This is a genomic window from Paenibacillus sp. 7523-1, assembly GCF_002276415.1.
Classification (GTDB): domain Bacteria; phylum Bacillota; class Bacilli; order Paenibacillales; family Paenibacillaceae; genus Paenibacillus; species Paenibacillus illinoisensis_A.
Genome location: NZ_NPBR01000029.1, coordinates 1 through 19,809, shown reverse-complemented (window position 1 = coordinate 19,809; position 19,809 = coordinate 1). Strand labels below are relative to the sequence as shown.

Sequence of the window (19,809 nt, the reverse complement as noted above, 5' to 3'; positions counted from 1 at the left end):
GTGGTCAATGGAAGGTCATGTGGTATAACAAAAAGCGAAGTTCTCGACATAGCGTCGGTAACTTCGCTTTTTCTGCTTTCTTATCCATTAGCCTATATGGCAGCTTCTGACCCTTAACCCGACCAGTCGCGGCGGCGAGTAAAGAGATCCTTCAGCTCGTCCGTTGACAATTCGGTAATCCAGTTCTCGGAGCTGGTGATAATATTGTCGCTAAGCTGCTGCTTGCTCTCCAACATCTCGTCTATACGCTCTTCCAGCGTGCCGAGGGAGATAAACTTGTGCACCTGGACATCCTTCGTCTGTCCCATTCGGTATGCCCGGTCAGTAGCCTGGTTTTCCACGGCCGGGTTCCACCAGCGGTCAAAGTGAAATACATGATTCGCAGCGGTCAGATTTAGACCCACGCCGCCTGCCTTGATGGACAGAATGAAGACGGATGGCTGTTCATGCGCAGGCAGTGTACGGGACTGGAACTGGTCAATCATGCGATCCCGTGCCGTCTTGGATGTGCCACCATGCAGATATAATACAGGCTCCTGCAGTTCCTGCTGGAGAACCTGCTGCAGCATCTGACCCATACCAATGTACTGGGTGAAAATAAGGCATCGCTCGCCCTCTTCACGCAGCTCACGAACAAGCTCCATCAACCGTTCCAGCTTCGCGGAGCGACTGATCAGCATCGCCATGTCCTGTGGACTGTACAGGTCATACTCCGTATTGGAGCCGTCCGAAGACAACGTCTCCGGCAGAGCTTCCTTCGTCAGGAGCAGCGGATGGTCACACAGCTGCTTGAGCTGGGTTAACGCAGATAGAATCGCACCTTTGCGCTTAATGCCTTCCAGCTCTTTCATTTTATCCATCAGTGCCTGCACGGATTGATCGTATAAGGCACTCTGCTCGCCGGTAAGATGAATGTAGGTTTTCATCTCGTTTTTGTCCGGCAGGTCGAGCTGGATATTCGGATCCTTTTTCTTGCGGCGAAGCATAAATGGTTTGACCAGCTGCTGCAGATCCAGCATGCGCTGCTCATCCTTGTCTTTCTCAATCGCGGTGATAAACCGGGTTTGGAAAGCGCGTGCGCTGCCAAGGTATCCCGGATTAATGAAGTCGTAGATGGACCATAGCTCGGCCAGCCGGTTTTCAATTGGTGTACCTGTTAATGCGATACGGTGTTTAGCGGGGAAACTGCGTACCGCCATGGATTGCTTGGTTTGCGCATTTTTAATGTTCTGTGCCTCGTCCAGACAAATGGAAGCCCAGGTGTATGACTGTAACATCTCTTGGTCCAGGGTAGCGGTAGCATACGACGTAATGATGATATCCACCTGCTCGGTCTGTTCCCTGAAGGCTTCTCCGCTAAGCCTGCGTGCTCCGTAGTGCAGACTAACGTTGATTGAGGGTGCAAAACGGCTGATTTCCTTCTGCCAGTTGCCCAGTACCGAAGTGGGGCAGACGAGAAGAGCGGGAGCATCCCCAGGTAACCGCTGCTGATTCTCCTTGAGATGCAGCAAATAGGTAATAAATTGAATGGTCTTGCCAAGCCCCATATCGTCCGCAAGGCAGGCGCCAAGGCCGAATTTGCGCAAGAATCCAAGCCACGCAAATCCTTCTTTTTGATAGGAACGAAGTTCTGCATGCAGCCCAGTCGGAACGGGAAGGGAGGGAGCTCCGCCTTGTCCGCCCCCAAGCTGTGCAATGATCCGGTTCAGGTGCTCATTCAGCTCGACCTCCAGCCGAATGTTCTCATTAGACTGAGGCGGCAGCTCCTCCTCGGTTTGCTGTCCTTCCTTCCATTTCTGATGACGATATTCACGTTGCTCATTTTGCAGCAGGTGCAGGTGCAGAATGTCTTGAAACGACAGTCCCTGTTCCCGGTCGACACCGCCCATGGCCCGCCGAATCTGCTCCAGCAGGGCAGGGTCGAGCGGTACCCATTCTCCGCGGAACCGTACCAGCCGCTCGTTGCGGGCAACGAGGTCGGCGAACTCCTCTTCACTAAGATCGGTATCTCCAATCGCAATACGCCAGTCAAAATGAATGATCGAGTCCAGTCCGAAGAAGGACTGTCCGCGTTCACTGCCTTCTTCCGGCTTCACCTTGGCACGAAGCTTAGGTTTCTTCTTGCGGGCTGCTTCCCACCATCCCGGTAGCAGTACCTGCCAGCCGGATTCCAGCAGTCTGCCGCTGTCAATGGTAAGGAACTGCCATGCTTCCTGATCACTGAGCGGATCGCTGAACACATCACGGCTCCCGCTGATGGAACGGCTAATTCGCGGCAAATGTGCACGCAGCTGCTCCAGCCACCCGGCAGAACGGTCAAGGATAAATGCTGTCCACACCTCCGGCCATTCGCCTTCAAGTCTTCCGCGGGAATCAAGCCGAACGGGAACCAATGAAGCAGCATCCAGCTTATCCTGCAAAACTACACGCAGCCGCCATGCGGGTTCATCATCATCCGGCTCCAGCAATTGCAGAAGCGGGCGGAACGGGGCAGCGTCTGCTTTCCAACCGATGGAGACAAGCCAGGCCTGAGCATCCATTCCTGCTGTCCTTGGTGGTGTCCCCCCTTGAGGGAACAGCTGAGGGAACTCGCGCCGCAAATCCGTTGCAGCTTCCTCGGTGTTATACCACCGCTGGAATACAGTAGCAGAATAGGCCGCGTTAAGCCCTTCGGCGTAGCTCTCGTCTGTCTCGTCAAGTGCTTTGCTCAGCGCAGATCGATCCTGTGGTTTCATGCTATCCGGATCCCAGATCCATTGGAGCTGACCTGTACGATAAGCAGCGAAGCTGGGGACATATTTTCGATTTTCAATGGTTGCAGCAAGTGTAGGAGCAAGCCTGATCAGATGAGCTGCCTGCTCGTCCCATTTCCATTCAATGTGCAGCAGCGTGTGCATCTCTGCGAAGAACGGGATAACCTCTTCCGCAGGCAGTACCACCAGATCAATATCTTCGATCTGTCTCGTCTCCAGCTCGGTTCCGTAGAAGGAAGGAGCATGCCAGGCAAATAGTCGCTGCTTAAGCGACTGCCCTGATACAAAATGATGAGTATTAAGGGCTCCATAAAATAAGGCATCACCGTATCCGGTTAATGCGACGTGGACTTCAATCGTTTCGGTATAGGGATGTATAAGGCTCATGAGATCAACTTACCTTTCCGAAGTTCTTCCTGCAGCGCACGCAGTCTGCTATTCCGCACAGCCAGTGCGGTGATGAAATCTTCCCAGCGTTCCTCTTGCTTCAGTTTTTTGTAGATTTTGGACAGCCGCTTCAGCAGCTTGACCGCTGCCTTGTAACCGTCTCTGTTCTTGTGACCGATGTATCGTTCCACAGCTTGATGGTAGAACGGGAGCAGGAGTTCCGGTGCATCCTTTTCAATCGGCTGCAGCACCGCCACGCGAAATTCGAGCGGTTCAGTCTCCGTACTCAACTGAAAATCAATCCAGCGACGCCACTGTCCGCGGCTATGCATGGCTTCTTCGTAAGCCGGACGGGAGTGAGGGAGCATGCTGACCAGGGTATCCCACATGTGATTTTCCATCTCAGGAAGATGCTTGATCGTCATGTTCCATAGCTGCATATAATCCTGCAAAGGTTCATTCCGGCGATTGGCCAGCAGTGGTCCAAGCTGTGCAAGCCATGCACCGAGCCGTTTCCAATCCGATTCATCCCCGAGCACATGAAGAAAATGCAGCAGATGTTCTGCCGGGATGCCGTACGCCGTACTCCCGCTCGTCAACCGTTGCCAGGCTTGCTCGTCCTGATGCAAGTGGAAGTATATCCAGCTTTGTGCGAGCACAAGTGGCAAGGACGCCGATTTTTCAGGCTTACCGGACTGACTGCTGCCTGTCAGATTGGCAACACTTAGCACACTACCTACGCTATTGCTTGGTGTGTTCACGGCAGCTTCTTTCAACTGATTTTCGATGTCCTGTAAAATGTTCAGCTCCGATATGAGCAAATGACCATTTTGTAAGTGAGGAACGATCCAATTTAGCCAAACCTGCCGATAGATCGGCGTGAACAGCATCAGTGTGGACGTTTCGGACATCATTTGTGTGCGGAGGTACGTTATGGTTTCTTCAAGCCGCTTCCACAGCTGCTTAAGTTTATTGTCCGGAGGCTCAGCGAATTGAAGAGGGCGGCTCAGTACCTGATCCATGCCTTTCTGAAGTGCATCTACAGCAAGTTGTGCCGGGTAACTTAGATAGACAGGTGTATGACTGATAGGACGGCGAGAAGGGATGCAGTATCGCATAAGGTACAGATGTACATGGAATTCAAATAGCTGATCCATCCCGGCGAATAATTTGGGCTTAATCGCATACAGTTCATCGGCAGCTTCCTGCACATATGTTGTACTCGGCGTGCCTGTGCCTAATCGGGCCAAGCATTGTTCGAACAGTTCATGCCACTCCATAATTTCCAGGGCTGCAAGCTCTAGTGCCCGTTCCCTAATCTGACTGTACTGTTGATGAGGGAGATCCGTATCCTGCTCGGATACCACATCGGAGCGAAATGCAGACATGGAAGCTGCGGGTTTTGGGATCTGTTTCAAAGCCGTGCTGGAATGAGCATTAACGATGGCATGCACGGGCCTTTCCAGCCGCTCGGCATAACTCATCATAACGGCAATGATATGTTTACAGCGCGAACCCACCGGGCAGGTACAGTAGCTGGTGGGCAGAGACTGGACGCTTAAGGTGACGTTATACTCTTCAGAGCCCTGCACGTCTGCTGTGATTCCGTGATGTTCCGTAAAGGTTAATGATCCAACGCGTTTCTGTTTATAATATTGGAATCCGCGCATAATCGTCAGATTATTAAAGTGCTCGGCAACCTCTCGAATCAATTGCTGCCACTGTGCATCATCCAGATTCATGTCAATCGGTATGTTCATCATTCCATCTCCTGGGCAATCATAGGTTTAACGATCCATACGCCTCAACGTATGGTGTGGATTTTCTGTATCCATCATATCAGTTATGGGTGTCCGCGTGCATGGATTGAGAGAACTTGTAATAGACTTTTTGATCATTATAAATGGAAACAGCAGGGGTGGATTTACCCACTGCATGCGTTATTGCTCCATATTGTGTATGCTTAGCGTATGTATTCCTTTCAGGAACGATACAGGCCTTAAGGTGGTCAATTTTATTCAACAGGAGAGAGCATATATGAAAATACTTACGTTAAATACACACGCCTGGGCGGAAGAAGACCAGTTGAACAAGATCAGTCAGCTGGCAGATTTTATTAATGCACATCAGTTTGATGTAATCTCCATGCAGGAGGTCAATCAATCCATAGAAGAGTCGGCATTGTCTGCAGAACACTTGCAGCATTTTATCTCAACCGATCCTGATGCCGTGATCAAAAAAGACAATTACGCTCATGTCTTGCTGACGCAGCTGACCGATACCTATTACTGGACATGGGTTCCAACGCATGTCGGATTCAGCAAATACGATGAGGGTCTGGCGATCCTGAGCCGTACGCCGATTACAGCTTCTTTTGAAGAATATGTCTCTCACATGCGCGATTATAGCAACTACCGGACACGCAAAATTGTGGGTATACAGACGGCCGTTGAAGGTGAGGCGACGTGGTTTGTTAACGGACACTATAACTGGTGGGATGATGAACAGGAACCATTTAAGGGACAGTGGGAATTAACAGAGAGTAAACTTGCTCCATATCTGAATCAACCGCTGTTTATTATGGGAGATTTTAATAATGTTGCGGAAGTGCGCGGGGAAGGCTACGATTACATCATCAGCCAAGGCTGGAATGACCTTTACACCACTGCCGAACAAAAAGATGATGGAGCAACGGTAGTCAAAGCCATTGCAGGATGGGCTGACAACAAACGCGATCTTCGGATTGATTACATCTTCTCCAAACATCCGGTGCAGGCGAAGTCTTCTACTGTCGTGCTTAACGGCAAGAACGGCCCAGTTGTATCTGACCACTACGGGGTAGCAGTGGAAATTTAGCGAATGATTCTGGTTGTCCCGTTGCAAAAATGAAAAGCCTCCGCTGAATTCCTGCACAAGGAAATCAGTCGGGGGCTTCTTTTATTAAAGGCCTATGTACATAAAATTGCGATTTGTCTATTTGTCCGTTCTATTATCTTGCTATTCCTACTCCAAGGCCAGCATCTCGGTCACGAATTTTTTCAGATTCGCACTGGTTTCGCTGAGCTGCTCAATACTTTGCATAAACTCACTGACCAACTGTGCCTGATCCACGGTTGCGGTTGTAATCTGCCCAATCTCCAGCTCCATATGCTTCATTGAATCTTGAACGCTGCCTAGCGAAGTTTCGATATCTGAGGCTGCTTGTTTGGTGTGATCCGATAGCTTGCGAACTTCACTGGCAACAACACCGAACCCACTTCCCAGATCACCGACGCGAGCGGCTTCGATCATGGCGTTCAGGCCAAGCAAATTAGTTTGTTCAGATACTTCGCGAATCACATTGGTTACCTTGGTCACACTGATTGAATTCTCTGCGGCTTGTTTGGAGTTGCGCAAGATCTCTTCCGAAGTCGCGGATAGTTCCTCCGAATGGGCTGCAATCTGCTGAATGCCACCAAGCAGGGCGTTAATGGTTGCTTCATTTTCACTGATTAGTTTCTCAAGGGTGATATGGTTATCCAGCGCGTAATTTACGCCCAATATGCCAACAACCTGGTCGTTCTCTTGAATTGGAATAAGAATGGCGTCAAAAGGTCTGCCTTGAAGATCGCCTGGCATTCTTGCCACGGTACGGGAATCCCGGTTCGTCAGCATTTTGAAATCCTTATAGTCTTCGTGCAGCTCGTCTCCTACTTTTACACCAATCTCCAGCCCGTTGGCCTCGGCAAAATACAACACTTTCTCATGATCATTAATGGATATGGAAACATCGTCACGAAACATCTGTCTTACAAAAGGCATAGCATTAACCAAAGATTCAAGAATACTCAAGGCTCATCTTTCCTTTCCCATACAAAAAGTGGAATTTCCAATCTAATACCTTTATCGGCATGCCATTCCCATTTTTAAACCGATTCTCTGATTTTGTCGATATTAGACGATTTGTTCAGAATTGGTTCAGAGCTTCCTTATATAATGTGCAGGACGTGATATGCCTGTATTTATTGATTGAAGTTGAATTCCATCTGTAGTATCCACACCTGGATGACACTTGTATATTTTGGATTGGGGGAGCTTTTCTTGAAAAGACATCATTTTATCTGTTCGCTGCTTGCAGCTTCATTGTTAACAACACCTTTGTGGAACACACAGGCCAATGGGGCAGCTGTATTTACGGATATTGAAGGTTCATATGCCAAGGACGCGATTGTAAGACTGCAAAATGAAGGGATCATTACCGGAATCAGCGATGTTCGCTTCAATCCGGCAGGTGAAATCAAAAGACAGGATTTTGCTGTGATCTTGGCCAAAGCATTAAAACTGGATACATCTAATGTACCTTCCAGTCCGACATTTTCGGATGTGTCTGCAAATAGCTATGCTTACGCTTCAATCGAAGCCGGGTATCAAGCGGGATTATTGAACGGCATGGGTAACGGGAAATTCGGCTCGGGTCAGACGTTATCGAGACAGGATATGGTGGTAACCCTGATGAGAGCAATGGGGACGGACGTAACGGGCAAAGCCGCTTCATTAACGTTTAAGGATAGCGGCAACATCTCGGATTATGCCAAGGATGCAGTTGGCGCGGCCCAGGAAGCCGGCTTCATTGTGGGCGACAGAAATAACAAGTTCAATCCAATGCTACAGGCAGATCGTCAAGCGGTAGCTCTGACCGCTTCCCGTTTTCTGCAGGCAATAGAGGAAAAGCTGACTACACAACCTGAACCAACGCCAGTACCGGAAAATGAGCAGGAATCAGAACCAGAACCAGCCCCTGCCCCAGCTCCATCGACAACCACCAGCAGCGGGGGTTCATCGTCAGGGGGCAGTAATGGAGGAGGCACCATCCCTTCGGTACCGGCTGACATAACGGCACCAACAGTGAATGTGGACCGGATTTTCTTTAACGATAACTACAGCGGAACACAAGATCAGCTTTGGGGAGAGGCAGAAGCAGTAAGCGAAGCGGGAGCTGTCGTTAAGGCATATCCATGGAAAGATCTCAACGAGAATGGAAAAGTGGACAGCGACGAGTTGAAAACAGCCATTGTGCTTGGCGAGAGCTTGAGTGATGGTTCGTTCACAGCGGTGGATATCGGGGATTATCCATCTGGGATATACCGGTTTATTTTGACCGCTACGGATAAGGCAGGCAACGAATCTGCCCGGGACGTGGCGAGTTTGTTAAAGATCAAGCTGGTCCATAATGAGCAGCCGGTACTGGACGTTGAGGCCCCGACTGTGGACATCAGCAAATTTAAAGTTATTGATAACTACAATGGTACGTTTGATCAAATTCAGGGTGAGCCAGGGGCCATTGGTGAAGAGAATGCCATTGTGGCTTTCTACAAATGGACGGATTCGAATGGTAATGATATCGTGGACGAGGAAGAGCTTGCTAGTCCTCTTCTGCTTGGCCCTAGCCAGGCTGACGGTTCGCTGCCTCGGACCATTTTGCTTAACCTTCCGCCAGGAGAATATAGATATGTAATTACTGCCAAGGATCAGGCTGGTAACGAGTCACCTAAAGATAATGAACATGTGTTTACATTTGCGCTCGTCAAAGGTGAGGCTCCAGTAGATATTCCAACTGCTGCATCAAGCCATTTTGGGTTTGATGGGAAAGAAGATAAAACGAAATATCTCCAAACGGAATATCAGAATTCTCCTTTTACCTTGGATTATAGTCTTGGGGAAGAGTTTGTAGATGGTACGATTGAATATTCAACCGATGCATTTAAGTTTACTGAGGATGATTCATATGTTATTAATGGTATTCCTTACACCATCGGTGACAGTCAGATCAGTAATGATGGCCATACCCTTAGACTTGATAAATTAAATTCAGGCGCTGGTACTGTAGTCACTTTGAAATTGGGGAACAAAATGAATGACGTAAGAAAACAGTATGATATGTTTATTCGTGTGGATGCAGATGGGAACGGACTGGCCAAATCTGAATATGCTGAAGATAGACTAATCATTAACTTTACCATTTTCGGATGATATGCATCGGACCGGGCCACAACCTTGTGGTCCGGTTTTTTTCCTGGGGAAAAGAACAGAAGGATCGAATGAGAATCAATATGAAAGCGTAAACAAATTTCTATAGCCAACCAACAAACCTGTCAGTTATACTGGGGATATTATTCGGCTGTTTTGCAATAAGCTTGGAGTTGTAAGCTTACACTTCAATTGCCTTGGTAAAGGGATTTTCTCACCAAGGTTAAGCGCTATACTTAAATAGTATACTTGGACAATTACGTTTGAAGAGAGTGTGTTCATTCCATCCGGAGAGGACTGTGGCAATCCATGACAACGTATTTTGATGAACCGCAGAGCATGTACTACCGTTTTGGAGAGGATCAGGATCAGATATTGAAAGTGCTGGCGGAGAGGTATATCGGTGCCAATGCGCAAGCTGACTTTGTATATCGGGTGTTCCAGAAGTCGGGTATTCTGCAGAACGAGAAGGGGTTGTATGATTTCAATCTGAGTGAACGATTCACGAATGCCCACAAAGGACAAGTAGCCTATGCCGCAGCCCTGGTATGGGGAGATGAGAATCGAAACCTGGATGTTCTCATTCGCTGCTACGGGCCTGTTCGATTCTATTTTAATGATCAGCTGGTGTATCGCTCAACGGTAATGGACGAGATTAATCCGGACGCCACGGTAAAATTGGGGATCGACATCAAGCCGGGCTGGAATACGTTATTACTTGAAATGAAATATACTCCTGCCGGTTTTGGATGCCAGTTTGGTTCAGATGAAGGGAAGGTGCGCATCTTGAATGTGCTTGCTCCTTTTCAGGAACGTCACGGACAGGCTGGATGGGTCTATACGAAGCCTATTGACCAGGAAGAAGCTGTGCGCGCATTTAGTACTTCATCCACATCTGGAAGCATTCAACCTAATTGGAACCTGTTTGGACAGGAACAGGATGATATATTTGAGTGGTTTCCCAATAAGGAGTGGTCCCTTGAACAGCAGGCCAGACCGACATTGGAGCGATTATATGGACATGTTCCCGGACAGCGGGCATACGCTTGGACACGAATAAATAATAGGGACTCGGCGGGAAGCCTTATAAGTTTATCCGGCCATTCTTCCGGACCACTAACGATATGGGTAAATGGGAAGCCAGCTGTACAGCTACAGGAAGCAGGATCATTTGAGTCTGAAATACAGGCATCTTATGGTCAGAACGATCTATTGGTATGCAGCGTATGCAGCGCGACCACTGAGCCATGGAGGTTTACTTTAAACGCAGCCGTGAACGGGACGCATCTTGAATTGGAGCTGCCCAAACATGTGCATGGAGCTTCAGGACAGAAGTGGATGTATGTTGGTCCTTTCCAAGCTGGAATGGAGCCTGAAGTACAAGATTTATTGCGGACAGACCGTGTTTACAGGATAAATGCTTCACCGGCCAGCAATGAAGACGATAACCAAAACAAGCATGCGGAGCATACGTATTGGCAGTTGGATCAGCCAGATGCTTGGATTCGCCCGTATTATGAAAATGCAATGCTTAGCAATAAGTGGACAGTTGGCAGTGTGACCAATTACGGCCGCTGGGATTACCCGCTTGGTGTAACGGTTTATGGACTACTGCAAACCGGGCGTTATCTGGATCGACCCGATATCATTCGTTATGCAGCAGAACATGTGCAGGCATGCACCCGAATGTATGATTACTCGCTATGGGATCGGGAACAGTACGGATTCCCGGCAGTTAACCAGCAGTTGGTCATGCTGAAAATGCTGGATAACTGCGGCTCTTTTGGTTCAGCCATGCTTGAGGCGTATTCGGAATGTAATGAACCGACGTTCCTTCCGATTGCCGAGCGTATTGCTGATTTCATGCTCTTCCGGCTGGAGCGGCAGGACGACGGCGCGTTTTACCGCGAGTGCATTGGAGAATTCGCCGAGAATACGATGTGGGCAGATGATCTCTACATGAGTACCCCGTTTCTGGTCCGGTATGCTCGCCTGACTGGGAAGCAATCAGCGCTGGACGAGGCAGCGAGACAATTTCTACTTTATCGCAAATATCTGTTTATGCCTGAGTTCAAAATGATGTCTCATGTATATGATTTCAAATATGAACAAGCGACTCATATTCCGTGGGGACGTGGGAACGGATGGACACTGTTTTCCCTGACTGAAGTTTTGGAGGCTTTGCCAGCAGAGCACCCTGATCGCCCGGCATTAATCCAGTTCTTCAATGAATTGTGTGATGGTTATGCAGCTTTGCAGGGAGAGGGAGGATTATGGCATCAGGTGCTGAATGATGCAAACACGTACCAGGAAGCTTCCTGTACCGCCATGTTTGCTTATGGGTTTGCGCGGGGCGTTCGCTTCGGCTGGTTGGAGCAGCCAGAGCGTTATATTGAAGCTTCAGAGCGGGCATGGAGTGGATTGACCCGGACAGCTATCGACCGCCAAGGCAATGTACACGGGGTATGCAGTGGGTCCAGATATGCTTTTACGGCGGAATACTACGATAAGGATCTGCTGACTGTAACGAATGACAACCATGGTATTGGCATTATGATGCTGGCAGGTACCGAAGTGGCGAAAATGAAAGAGCACTTGGCCAGGCAGACCACAACACCTGCTACAGTGACGCAACCCTCCATGTGAGTAAAGATGAGGTCACTATGAAGATGATGTATTCTTGACTTGATAAACCGCCGGAGAATTTACTCCGGTGGTTTTTACTCCCTAACCCCTTACTTTTTTGACAGGAAAGCTTACTTTTGTTTATGTCATGAGCGGTAATACGCCGTTACAATAGTTTTGTAAGCGATTCCATGATAAAAGGGGAGAAAATTCATTCATGTTGATCACTAAAAAATGGGTAACCCTATTCTGCATGTCCCTGTTGTTATTGGCTACAGCCTGTTCCGGAGCATCTTCCGGGTCTACTGCTTCATCTGGTGAGGGAAGTGAGGAAGCTGCCTCGGGCAGCATTCAGCTGCGCATGACCTGGTGGGGATCACAGACTCGCCATGATCTGACGACCAAAGTGATCAAACTGTTTGAAGAGAAACACCCTGGTATTACGATCAAACCGGAATACTCCGGATGGGACGGATATTTTGACAAGCTGACCACGCAGGTAGCTGGTTCGAATGCACCGGATATTGTACAGATGGATTATGCTTTTCTTACCGACTTTGCCCGGCGTGGTGCACTTCTCGACCTGACCCCATACAGCGAGAGTAAAGAGCTCCGTACAGATGACCATGACGCGAGCATGCTCAAAGCCGGATCGATTGATGATAAATTATATGCAATTACGTTAGGCGTAAATGCACCCGGAGTCATTTACGACGCGACTCTGTTTAAGGAACTTGGAATCGAAGAACCTCAGGAGAGCTGGACGTGGAAGGACTTTAGCGATATTGCAGCCAGGATTGCTGCAGAAAAGGGTGAAGGTTTCTACGGATCAGCGGATGTATCGGGAACGACCAACATGTTTGAGGTGTTTATTCGTCAAACAGGCAAGGGACTATTCGAAGGTGGGACGATGGCGGCAACCCCTGAGGAGCTTCAGCAGTGGTTTGACATGTGGGGAGCCCTTCGCGAGAACGGGGGCGTTACCCCTGCCGAAGTGACAGCGTCCACAACCAACGCATTGGAGACACGTCCGATCTCGCTGGGTACGGCCGCCATGGATTTTGCGTGGTCCAACCAATTATTGACGTTCCAGCAGGTGAATAAAAACCAGGATCACAAGCTTGGCATACAAGTGCTCCCGCATGGTGAGAACGAAAAACAAATCGGTGAATACCTGAAAGCAGGTCAGTTCCTGTCGGGTTACGCCAAAACCAAACATCCGAAGGAAGTGGCGATGTTTATTGACTTCATGGTGAACGATCCGGAGGCAACTGCTATTCTCGGCTCCGAGCGGGGAGTACCCGTCAACTCCAGCATTCGTGAGAAAATGCAACCTACGCTGCCTGAAGCGGAGCAAGCCATCTTCCAGTTTATCGACGTCGTATCCAAAAACTCCAGTGAAATTGATCCGCCTTACCCGCAGGGATTTTCCGAAGTGGATACCAGCTTCAAGAGCGCAAGTGAGCAGATCGCCTTCGGTCAAGGCAGCACATCGGATGTGATTGCCCAATTCATTGAAGGTGCCAAGGCGACACTTGCATCGAGTCAATAGAGCCTTGAACAGATCTGGACTTCAAATTCCGCGGGGAGGTTGCGAAGATGAGTACAACGCAGATCGGTCAAGCCCGAACCGAGCGTATGACAGCCCGGCGGGTGAAACGGAGGTATGCCCATAGTGGAGCAGCACTTCTGTTTCTGGCCCCATGGCTGGTTGGGTTATTGTTTCTGACCCTGGGCCCAATGTTGGTTTCACTGTACATTTCGTTTACAGACTATAGTATCCTGGCCGCCCCTTCCTGGGTCGGTCTGGGTAACTACACGACCATGTTTACCTCGGATAAGCTGTTTATCCAGTCGCTGAAGGTGACCTTTACGTATGTTGCTGTGTCCGTTCCGGTTAAATTGATCTTTGCCTTGCTTGTCGCGATGCTGCTTAACAAAGGAATTCGCGGGCTGGGTATTTACCGGACCGTATATTACATCCCCACCTTGCTTGGAGGCAGTGTGGCCATCGCCATGTTATGGCGTAAAATGCTGGGTGGCGACGGCCTCCTCAATGGCGTGCTTGCCATGGTGGGTATCAAGGCACCGGATTGGGTGGCTAATCCAAAATATGCGCTGTACTCCATCGTGCTGTTGTCCGTATGGCAGTTCGGATCATCCATGATTATTTTCCTGGCAGGCCTGAAGCAGATCCCACCTGAATATGACGAAGCTTCTGCGGTAGACGGTGCTGGTCCGCTCCGGCGTTTCTTCAATATAACGCTGCCGATATTATCGCCGGTTATCTTTTTCAATCTGGTCATGCAGCTGATCACCTCCTTTCAATCGTTCACGCAAGCCTTCGTCATCAGCAATGGCAGCGGGGGTCCTGTAAATTCAACATTGATGTATTCCCTGTATCTCTATAAGAAGGGATTCTCCTTCTTTCAGATGGGTTATGCATCGGCGATGGCTTGGGTGCTGGTAATCCTGATCGGCGTGTTTACTTTGCTGGTATTCCGCAGCAGCAAGCTGTGGGTCCATTATGAGGATGGTGGAAAATCATGATTGGACAACGGAATTCTGCTCTTTGGGTCATGGCGAAACATATTTTGATTTCAGGAATTGCCCTCGTCATGCTGTATCCGGTGCTCTGGATGCTGGGCAGTTCGTTCAAGCCGGGACATATGATCTTCACGGAGACGTGGTTTTGGCCGCAGGAATGGAACTTTCAAAATTACATGAACGGCTGGACCGGAATCCAGGGTAACCCATTCTCCCGTTTCCTGACCAACTCCATAGTCCTGTCACTGGGTGCAGTCCTGGGTAATGTGGTCTCTTGTTCAATGGCGGCGTATGCATTTGCCCGACTGGATTTTCGTTTCAAGGCAGTCTGCTTCGGTCTGATGTTAATGACGATCATGCTGCCGCATCATGTGACGCTGATTCCGCAGTATATCCTGTTCAACCATTTGGAATGGGTGAATACGTACCTGCCTCTGGTGGTTCCCAAATGGCTTGCTACGGATGCCTTCTTTATTTTCCTGATGGTTCAATTCTTCCGCGGTCTGCCCAAAGAGCTGGATGAGGCGGCAACCATTGATGGCTGTGGACCTGTACGCATATACACGAAGGTCATTATCCCGTTGGCTTTTCCGGCGCTGGTGACTACGATGATCTTTACCTTTTTGTGGACATGGGATGATTTCTTCAGTCAACTGATCTATTTAAGCGATGTCAGCAAATACACGGTACCGCTGGGGCTGCGCTTGTTCCTGGATTCCAGCTCCCAATCGGATTGGGGTCCGATGTTTGCCATGTCGGTGTTATCGCTCGTGCCTTGTTTCATCGTATTTATGGTCTGCCAAAAGTACTTCGTGGAAGGGATCGCGACCTCCGGACTCAAAGGGTAATTTCCAAACGAAATGAGTTGGTTTCATGGGGAAACGAAGATTATCCCTGTTTATCAATCACAAACTGCAGCAAAGCAAGCTCACCACGCTGATGGTGACTTGCTTTATTGCGTTTAACCTGCTGCTTGTATCAGGCATCGTCTGGCTGGCATATCAGTCTTTCTCTACCGTAACCTTTACCGAAATCAGCAAAGCACGGCTGGCACTACTTAACGAGAGTACCAGGCGTGGATTTGATTTTATTACTGGAGTGACAGGAACCGCCTATTCGCTGGCAAGCAACAGAGAGCTCTCAAGTTTGCTGGAGACAGCAGGAACAGGGAGGCTTACACAGATTCACCAAAGACGGGAGTTAGCCAAAATACTGGACCATACGCTTGTTGTTAGTGAAGGCATCACCTCCGTTGAATTGTATACGGATGCGTTTAATGGGGTTAACGTCACGATGGCTGACCGGATCTTTCCAGTAGATACGATTGCAGGGGACGCATGGTTCACAGCTCTGGAACATGCTGATGCAGCCTGGGTACCTCTGCGGGAAAATGAATCAGGACATTCCCTCGTTGGTTATGCCCAGCGGATCTTCGACAGTCGTGGCAGTACGGCGGCCTATGTCCTAATCCGTTTGAGTCGTGCCGATATTGTACGCCGATTTGCTGACATGCCCATGGTATTGGATGGACAGGTGCTGCTCGTGGACACAGCCGGTAACGTCATTATGCAGATGGGTGAGGCAGATCCGGTAAGGGCTTATGACCAACGTTCCAGTGATAATGAAGATGAAGATGCAGTTGTCGCTGACTCGCATCTGCCAGTGGATACAGCCGCTCGGGGAACGCTACCGGTCGTGGACAGTGAATGGATTCAAGAGCATGCCCAGCAGAATGAAGATGGATTCGAGGTGGTATCTGGCGATGGTGGCGGTGCGCAGCTCGTGCTGTATTCCAAGCCCGCTACACTTCAGTGGCGTTTGGTACAGACGATTCCTGTACATACACTGCTATCTCCGGTCAGGTATGCCGGATGGCAGGTGCTTGGTATTGCTGTTGTCGGACTGGTATGTTCAGCCGTATTCGCGTATTTGTTTGTCCGGCGCATTATCCGGCCCCTTCTTCAGCTGATTAAGCGAATGAGACAGCTTGAGAAGGGTGACTTTGAAACCAGGGTACATCTCTCGTTTACTCAGGAGTATGCTCATCTGGCTTATGGCTTCAATCATATGGCTTCCAGACTGACGGAATTGATGAATCAGGTGAAGGAGGAGAGCCGCGCCAAGCGAGAGGCCCAGACAAGTCTGCTGGAGGCACAGATCAAACCTCACTTTCTCTACAATACACTGGATATGATTCATTGGCGTGCGCTTGATTATGAAGCCAAAGACATTAGCCGCATGATTGTTCAGCTCAGCAAACTTTTACGCATTGGCCTTAGTGGAGGCAAAATGTTCATTAAAATTCGTGATGAGCTGGAGCATGCCCGTTGTTATGTCAGCATCCAGGCCGAAAGATTGCCTTTCTCCATTCATTATGAAGAACAGATCGATCCGCGTTTCCGGAGCTGTTACATCCCCAAAATTATTTTGCAGCCCTTTATTGAAAATGCCGTCATACATGCAAATCCCAAAGATGAGACACTTCAAATCCGTGTGGAAATATGGGAAGAGACTGAGGATCCATCCAGGGTTGTTATTCAAATTATAGATAATGGTCAAGGTTTGCAAGAAGAGTGGGGACTGGAAAGTTCATCAGGTATCGGTGTGAGAAATGTACATCAGCGCATTCAGTTATATTGTGGCAAAGGATATGGCGTTCATTTACGTACAGGTAGCTCGGGTGGCGTGCAAGTAACGATCTCACTACCGCGTATTGAGACAGAAGAGCAGTTAAATCTCTGGCTGGACGGTGAAAACATATGAAAACCATCATGCTTGTAGATGACGATCCACATATGATTAAGGCTTTAACCGAACATATTGAGTGGCCTTCTCTGGGTCTGAGAATTGCAGGCACAGCTTCCAACGGCGTAGATGCGCTTGAACAATTCGAGCGGCTGCGCCCTGATCTGGTCATGACCGATGTTTACATGCCAGGGATGACAGGGTTGGAGGTAACACAGGCAATTCGCCGCAATTATCCTCATCTGCCGATTATCATTTTAAGTGGATACGACGAATTTGAGAATGCTCGGGCCGCCATGCGGTGGGGAGTGAATCATTTTCTGCTGAAACCGGCAGAGGTGGAAGAGATCGAATCCGTGCTGCGTGAAGTTATGTTGGAACAGGAGGTGCGAGAGCGGCATGAGCGGCTGGAGCGAACATACAAGCAGGAGATCGGAAAGGTAGTTCCCTATTTACGCAAACAGTTTCTGCACGAACTCCTGACCACACGTTATCAGGCCAATGAGTTGCCTAGCCAACGTATGGATTATGTGGGTATTCCCTTGTCTGCACAGGTAAGCACGATTAGTCTACAGCTGAATCGCCCCGGATTTCTGACAAAGATGAAAGAGCGTGACTGGCAGTTGCTCCGCTACGGGGCGGCCGATATTATTCAGGAAACGATTAAGGAACAAACGGTGCACTTACCGAACAGTCAGGTTGAGATCGTGGATTATTCAGATCAGGTTTTTGTGCTGCTCCTTTTTGGCGGAGAAGAGCTGCTTGATGAGATGTACTCAATTGTGGAAAGGATGATTGACCAAGTATTTACGTATCTCAAAATGGAGATGAGTGCTGGGATTGGAACACCCAAACATCATTTGTGTGAGGTAATGGACTCTTATTTGGAGAGCAGAGAAGCACTTGAGATGGCGGAATTTCAGGGAGGAAGCCGAATCTATTCATATAACTCCATCCAAAGAGTGGAAACGAGTGTACATGATTATTCTATGCTGCTGCAGCAATGGAACGAGTCATGGGCAGACATGAAGATTGATTTGGCAGAAGAAGCATGGCTTTTAATCCGCCAGATGTTTAAGGTTGGCAAGTGTACTGGCCTTCAGGATATACAGGTGGTAGCCGTAAGTCTTTTTAATACCTTAATTCACAGTTGGAATAGACAATATCCCCTGTTGCGCCCGCCCATGACCATGAGCGAGTTTCTCAGGGACATTCAAACCAAATATTCATTGCAGGATCTGCTATGCTGGATGGAAGCATTTATTGGAGAATGGATCGTGCAGACACGGAAAGAGATGACAGAGAAAAAGAGCAATAAACTTGTCGACCAGGTGAAACAGTATGTGGAGCAGCATTATGCTGAAGAAATCAGTTTTGAGGCTATAGCGAAGGGGCTTTTTGTACATCCCAAATATCTGAGCCAGCTATTCAAAAGGGTAACCGGGGAAAATTTCGTGGGTTATCTAAACGGATATCGAATCCAAAAGGCGATAGAGCTGCTGCAATCAGGTCATTACATGGTCTACGAGGTTAGTGAGATGACGGGGTTCCGGAATGCGACGTATTTTAGTCAGGTATTTAAAATGCTTACGGGCAAAAGTCCATCCGAATTCGGATAGGAGACAGAGGGAAGGGTAGATATGAAAATTCATAAACAGGATTTTATCATAAAAGGAATGGCTTTTTCGATTAGATCGGCAGAAGAAAAGGATGCGGAGTCCTTATCCTCGCTTCGTGTACAGATCGATGGAGAAACGGAGAACATGGACCGGGAGCAGGGCGAAGCTTATATCGATGCAGCGGGGTTCAGGAACATTATCCGTTTAGACACAGAGAAAGATCGAAACTTGTTTCTTGTGGCTACTGTGCAGGAAGAGATTGTCGGGTACGCCAGATGTGAGGGGTCTGACCTGAAGCGGTTTTCCCATAGAGTTGAGTTCGGGGTGTGTGTTGCCCGAGATTACTGGGGCTATGGCATCGGGAATAAGCTGCTGGAATTGTCACTCCATTGGGCTGACAGAAGCGGTGTTGAGAAAGTGACGCTGACTGTATTAGAAACCAATGATAAAGCAATAGAGCTATATCAAAGAATGGGTTTTGAAATTGAAGGTGTGTTGAAAAAGGACCGCAGACATGCGAACGGAGAGTACTACGATACGATTGTGATGGGTAGATTTGGAAACAAGTAGGAAGGACCGACGGTGGTTGGGCCATCGTAATCGGATATCTAATCATGGGCTTCTATTATTAATAGAAGATATATAACGTAGTAGGTGATTTGTAGTAGATCATATAAGTTGTATAAAAGGTCACCAGAATGCTTTCAACTGCGAATCCAGAAATGCTTCCGACAAAGAAACTAATGAGTCTCACCTCTACTGTAACGCTGAATGGATTGGAATAGATGTTGACCTCTGTCTGATAAGTTTAGATATAGTCTGCACACTGATGACTGCAGGAGTAATAGTCAATGTATCTATGTAACTCTAATCATTTATCGATATTAGCATTTGGGATATTTTACATGTAGTAATTACTATTTCAGCATGGTATATTCTTATTCCGGCCAAGAAAACACAAGAAACACGGTGTGGTAAGCTAGCTTAACAAGCTTCGAAAGAAACTTCAAAAAAGTGCTTGCCAAGTTGGTTGGGACATGATAAGATATAAAAGTTGCTGAAGAGAACAACACTCGGATGCAAACGACGTTTGATCTTTGAAAACTGAACAACGAGTGAGTAAATGG

Annotated in this window: 12 protein-coding genes; 9 read left to right on the top strand and 3 right to left on the bottom strand. The window is 48.4% G+C overall.

Annotated elements, in window-relative coordinates:
• Positions 1-113 precede the first annotated feature (113 nt).
• Positions 114-3,140, bottom strand: a complete 3,027-nt coding sequence (locus CHH60_RS26750) for a DEAD/DEAH box helicase (protein ID WP_441339416.1) — start codon at positions 3,138-3,140, stop codon at positions 114-116.
• A complete protein-coding gene (locus CHH60_RS26745; RefSeq protein ID WP_176476224.1) occupies positions 3,137-4,900 on the bottom strand; it encodes an SWIM zinc finger family protein in 1,764 nt (587 codons plus the stop codon). The genes CHH60_RS26750 and CHH60_RS26745 overlap by 4 nt, the downstream gene beginning before the upstream one ends.
• A gap of 277 nt (positions 4,901-5,177) precedes the next feature.
• Between CHH60_RS26745 and CHH60_RS26740 the strand changes: the two genes are divergently transcribed.
• On the top strand, positions 5,178-5,996 hold the full coding sequence (locus tag CHH60_RS26740; RefSeq protein WP_095361969.1) for an endonuclease/exonuclease/phosphatase family protein: 819 nt from the start codon (positions 5,178-5,180) through the stop codon (positions 5,994-5,996).
• A gap of 147 nt (positions 5,997-6,143) precedes the next feature.
• Here the strand turns inward: CHH60_RS26740 and CHH60_RS26735 are convergent, their stop codons facing one another.
• The gene (locus CHH60_RS26735; protein WP_095361968.1) at positions 6,144-6,971 is read right to left on the bottom strand and encodes a methyl-accepting chemotaxis protein; all 828 of its coding nucleotides are present in this window, start codon (positions 6,969-6,971) and stop codon (positions 6,144-6,146) included.
• 249 nt (positions 6,972-7,220) lie between these two features.
• Here CHH60_RS26735 and CHH60_RS26730 point away from each other — a divergent pair, with 249 nt between their 5' ends.
• The 8 genes from CHH60_RS26730 to CHH60_RS26695 all read left to right on the top strand — a co-directional run bounded on the left by CHH60_RS26730 (position 7,221) and on the right by CHH60_RS26695 (position 19,252).
• Positions 7,221-9,149 carry an S-layer homology domain-containing protein gene (locus CHH60_RS26730; protein ID WP_176476223.1) on the top strand — a complete coding sequence of 643 codons (1,929 nt, stop codon included), beginning with the start codon at positions 7,221-7,223 and terminating at the stop codon, positions 9,147-9,149.
• A gap of 306 nt (positions 9,150-9,455) precedes the next feature.
• Positions 9,456-11,792, top strand: a complete 2,337-nt coding sequence (locus CHH60_RS26725; protein ID WP_095361966.1) for a glycoside hydrolase family 88/105 protein — start codon at positions 9,456-9,458, stop codon at positions 11,790-11,792.
• Between the two features lie 196 nt (positions 11,793-11,988).
• Positions 11,989-13,323 (top strand): ABC transporter substrate-binding protein, encoded by a 1,335-nt coding sequence (locus CHH60_RS26720; protein WP_095361965.1) that lies wholly within the window; start codon positions 11,989-11,991, stop codon positions 13,321-13,323.
• Positions 13,324-13,409: 86 nt separating this feature from the next.
• Positions 13,410-14,321, top strand: coding sequence for a carbohydrate ABC transporter permease (locus CHH60_RS26715; protein ID WP_162010007.1), 912 nt, complete (start codon positions 13,410-13,412; stop codon positions 14,319-14,321).
• Positions 14,318-15,166: a carbohydrate ABC transporter permease gene (locus CHH60_RS26710; protein WP_095361963.1), complete on the top strand. Its 849-nt coding sequence runs from the start codon at positions 14,318-14,320 to the stop codon at positions 15,164-15,166. Before CHH60_RS26715 ends, CHH60_RS26710 begins: the two co-directional genes overlap by 4 nt.
• Positions 15,167-15,191: 25 nt before the next feature.
• On the top strand, positions 15,192-17,081 hold the full coding sequence (locus CHH60_RS26705) for a cache domain-containing sensor histidine kinase (protein ID WP_095361962.1): 1,890 nt from the start codon (positions 15,192-15,194) through the stop codon (positions 17,079-17,081).
• Entirely contained in the window at positions 17,078-18,682 is a 1,605-nt protein-coding gene (locus CHH60_RS26700) for a response regulator transcription factor (RefSeq protein ID WP_095361961.1), read from the top strand. Before CHH60_RS26705 ends, CHH60_RS26700 begins: the two co-directional genes overlap by 4 nt.
• A gap of 21 nt (positions 18,683-18,703) precedes the next feature.
• Positions 18,704-19,252 carry a GNAT family N-acetyltransferase gene (locus tag CHH60_RS26695; protein WP_095361960.1) on the top strand — a complete coding sequence of 183 codons (549 nt, stop codon included), beginning with the start codon at positions 18,704-18,706 and terminating at the stop codon, positions 19,250-19,252.
• Positions 19,253-19,809 lie beyond the last annotated feature (557 nt).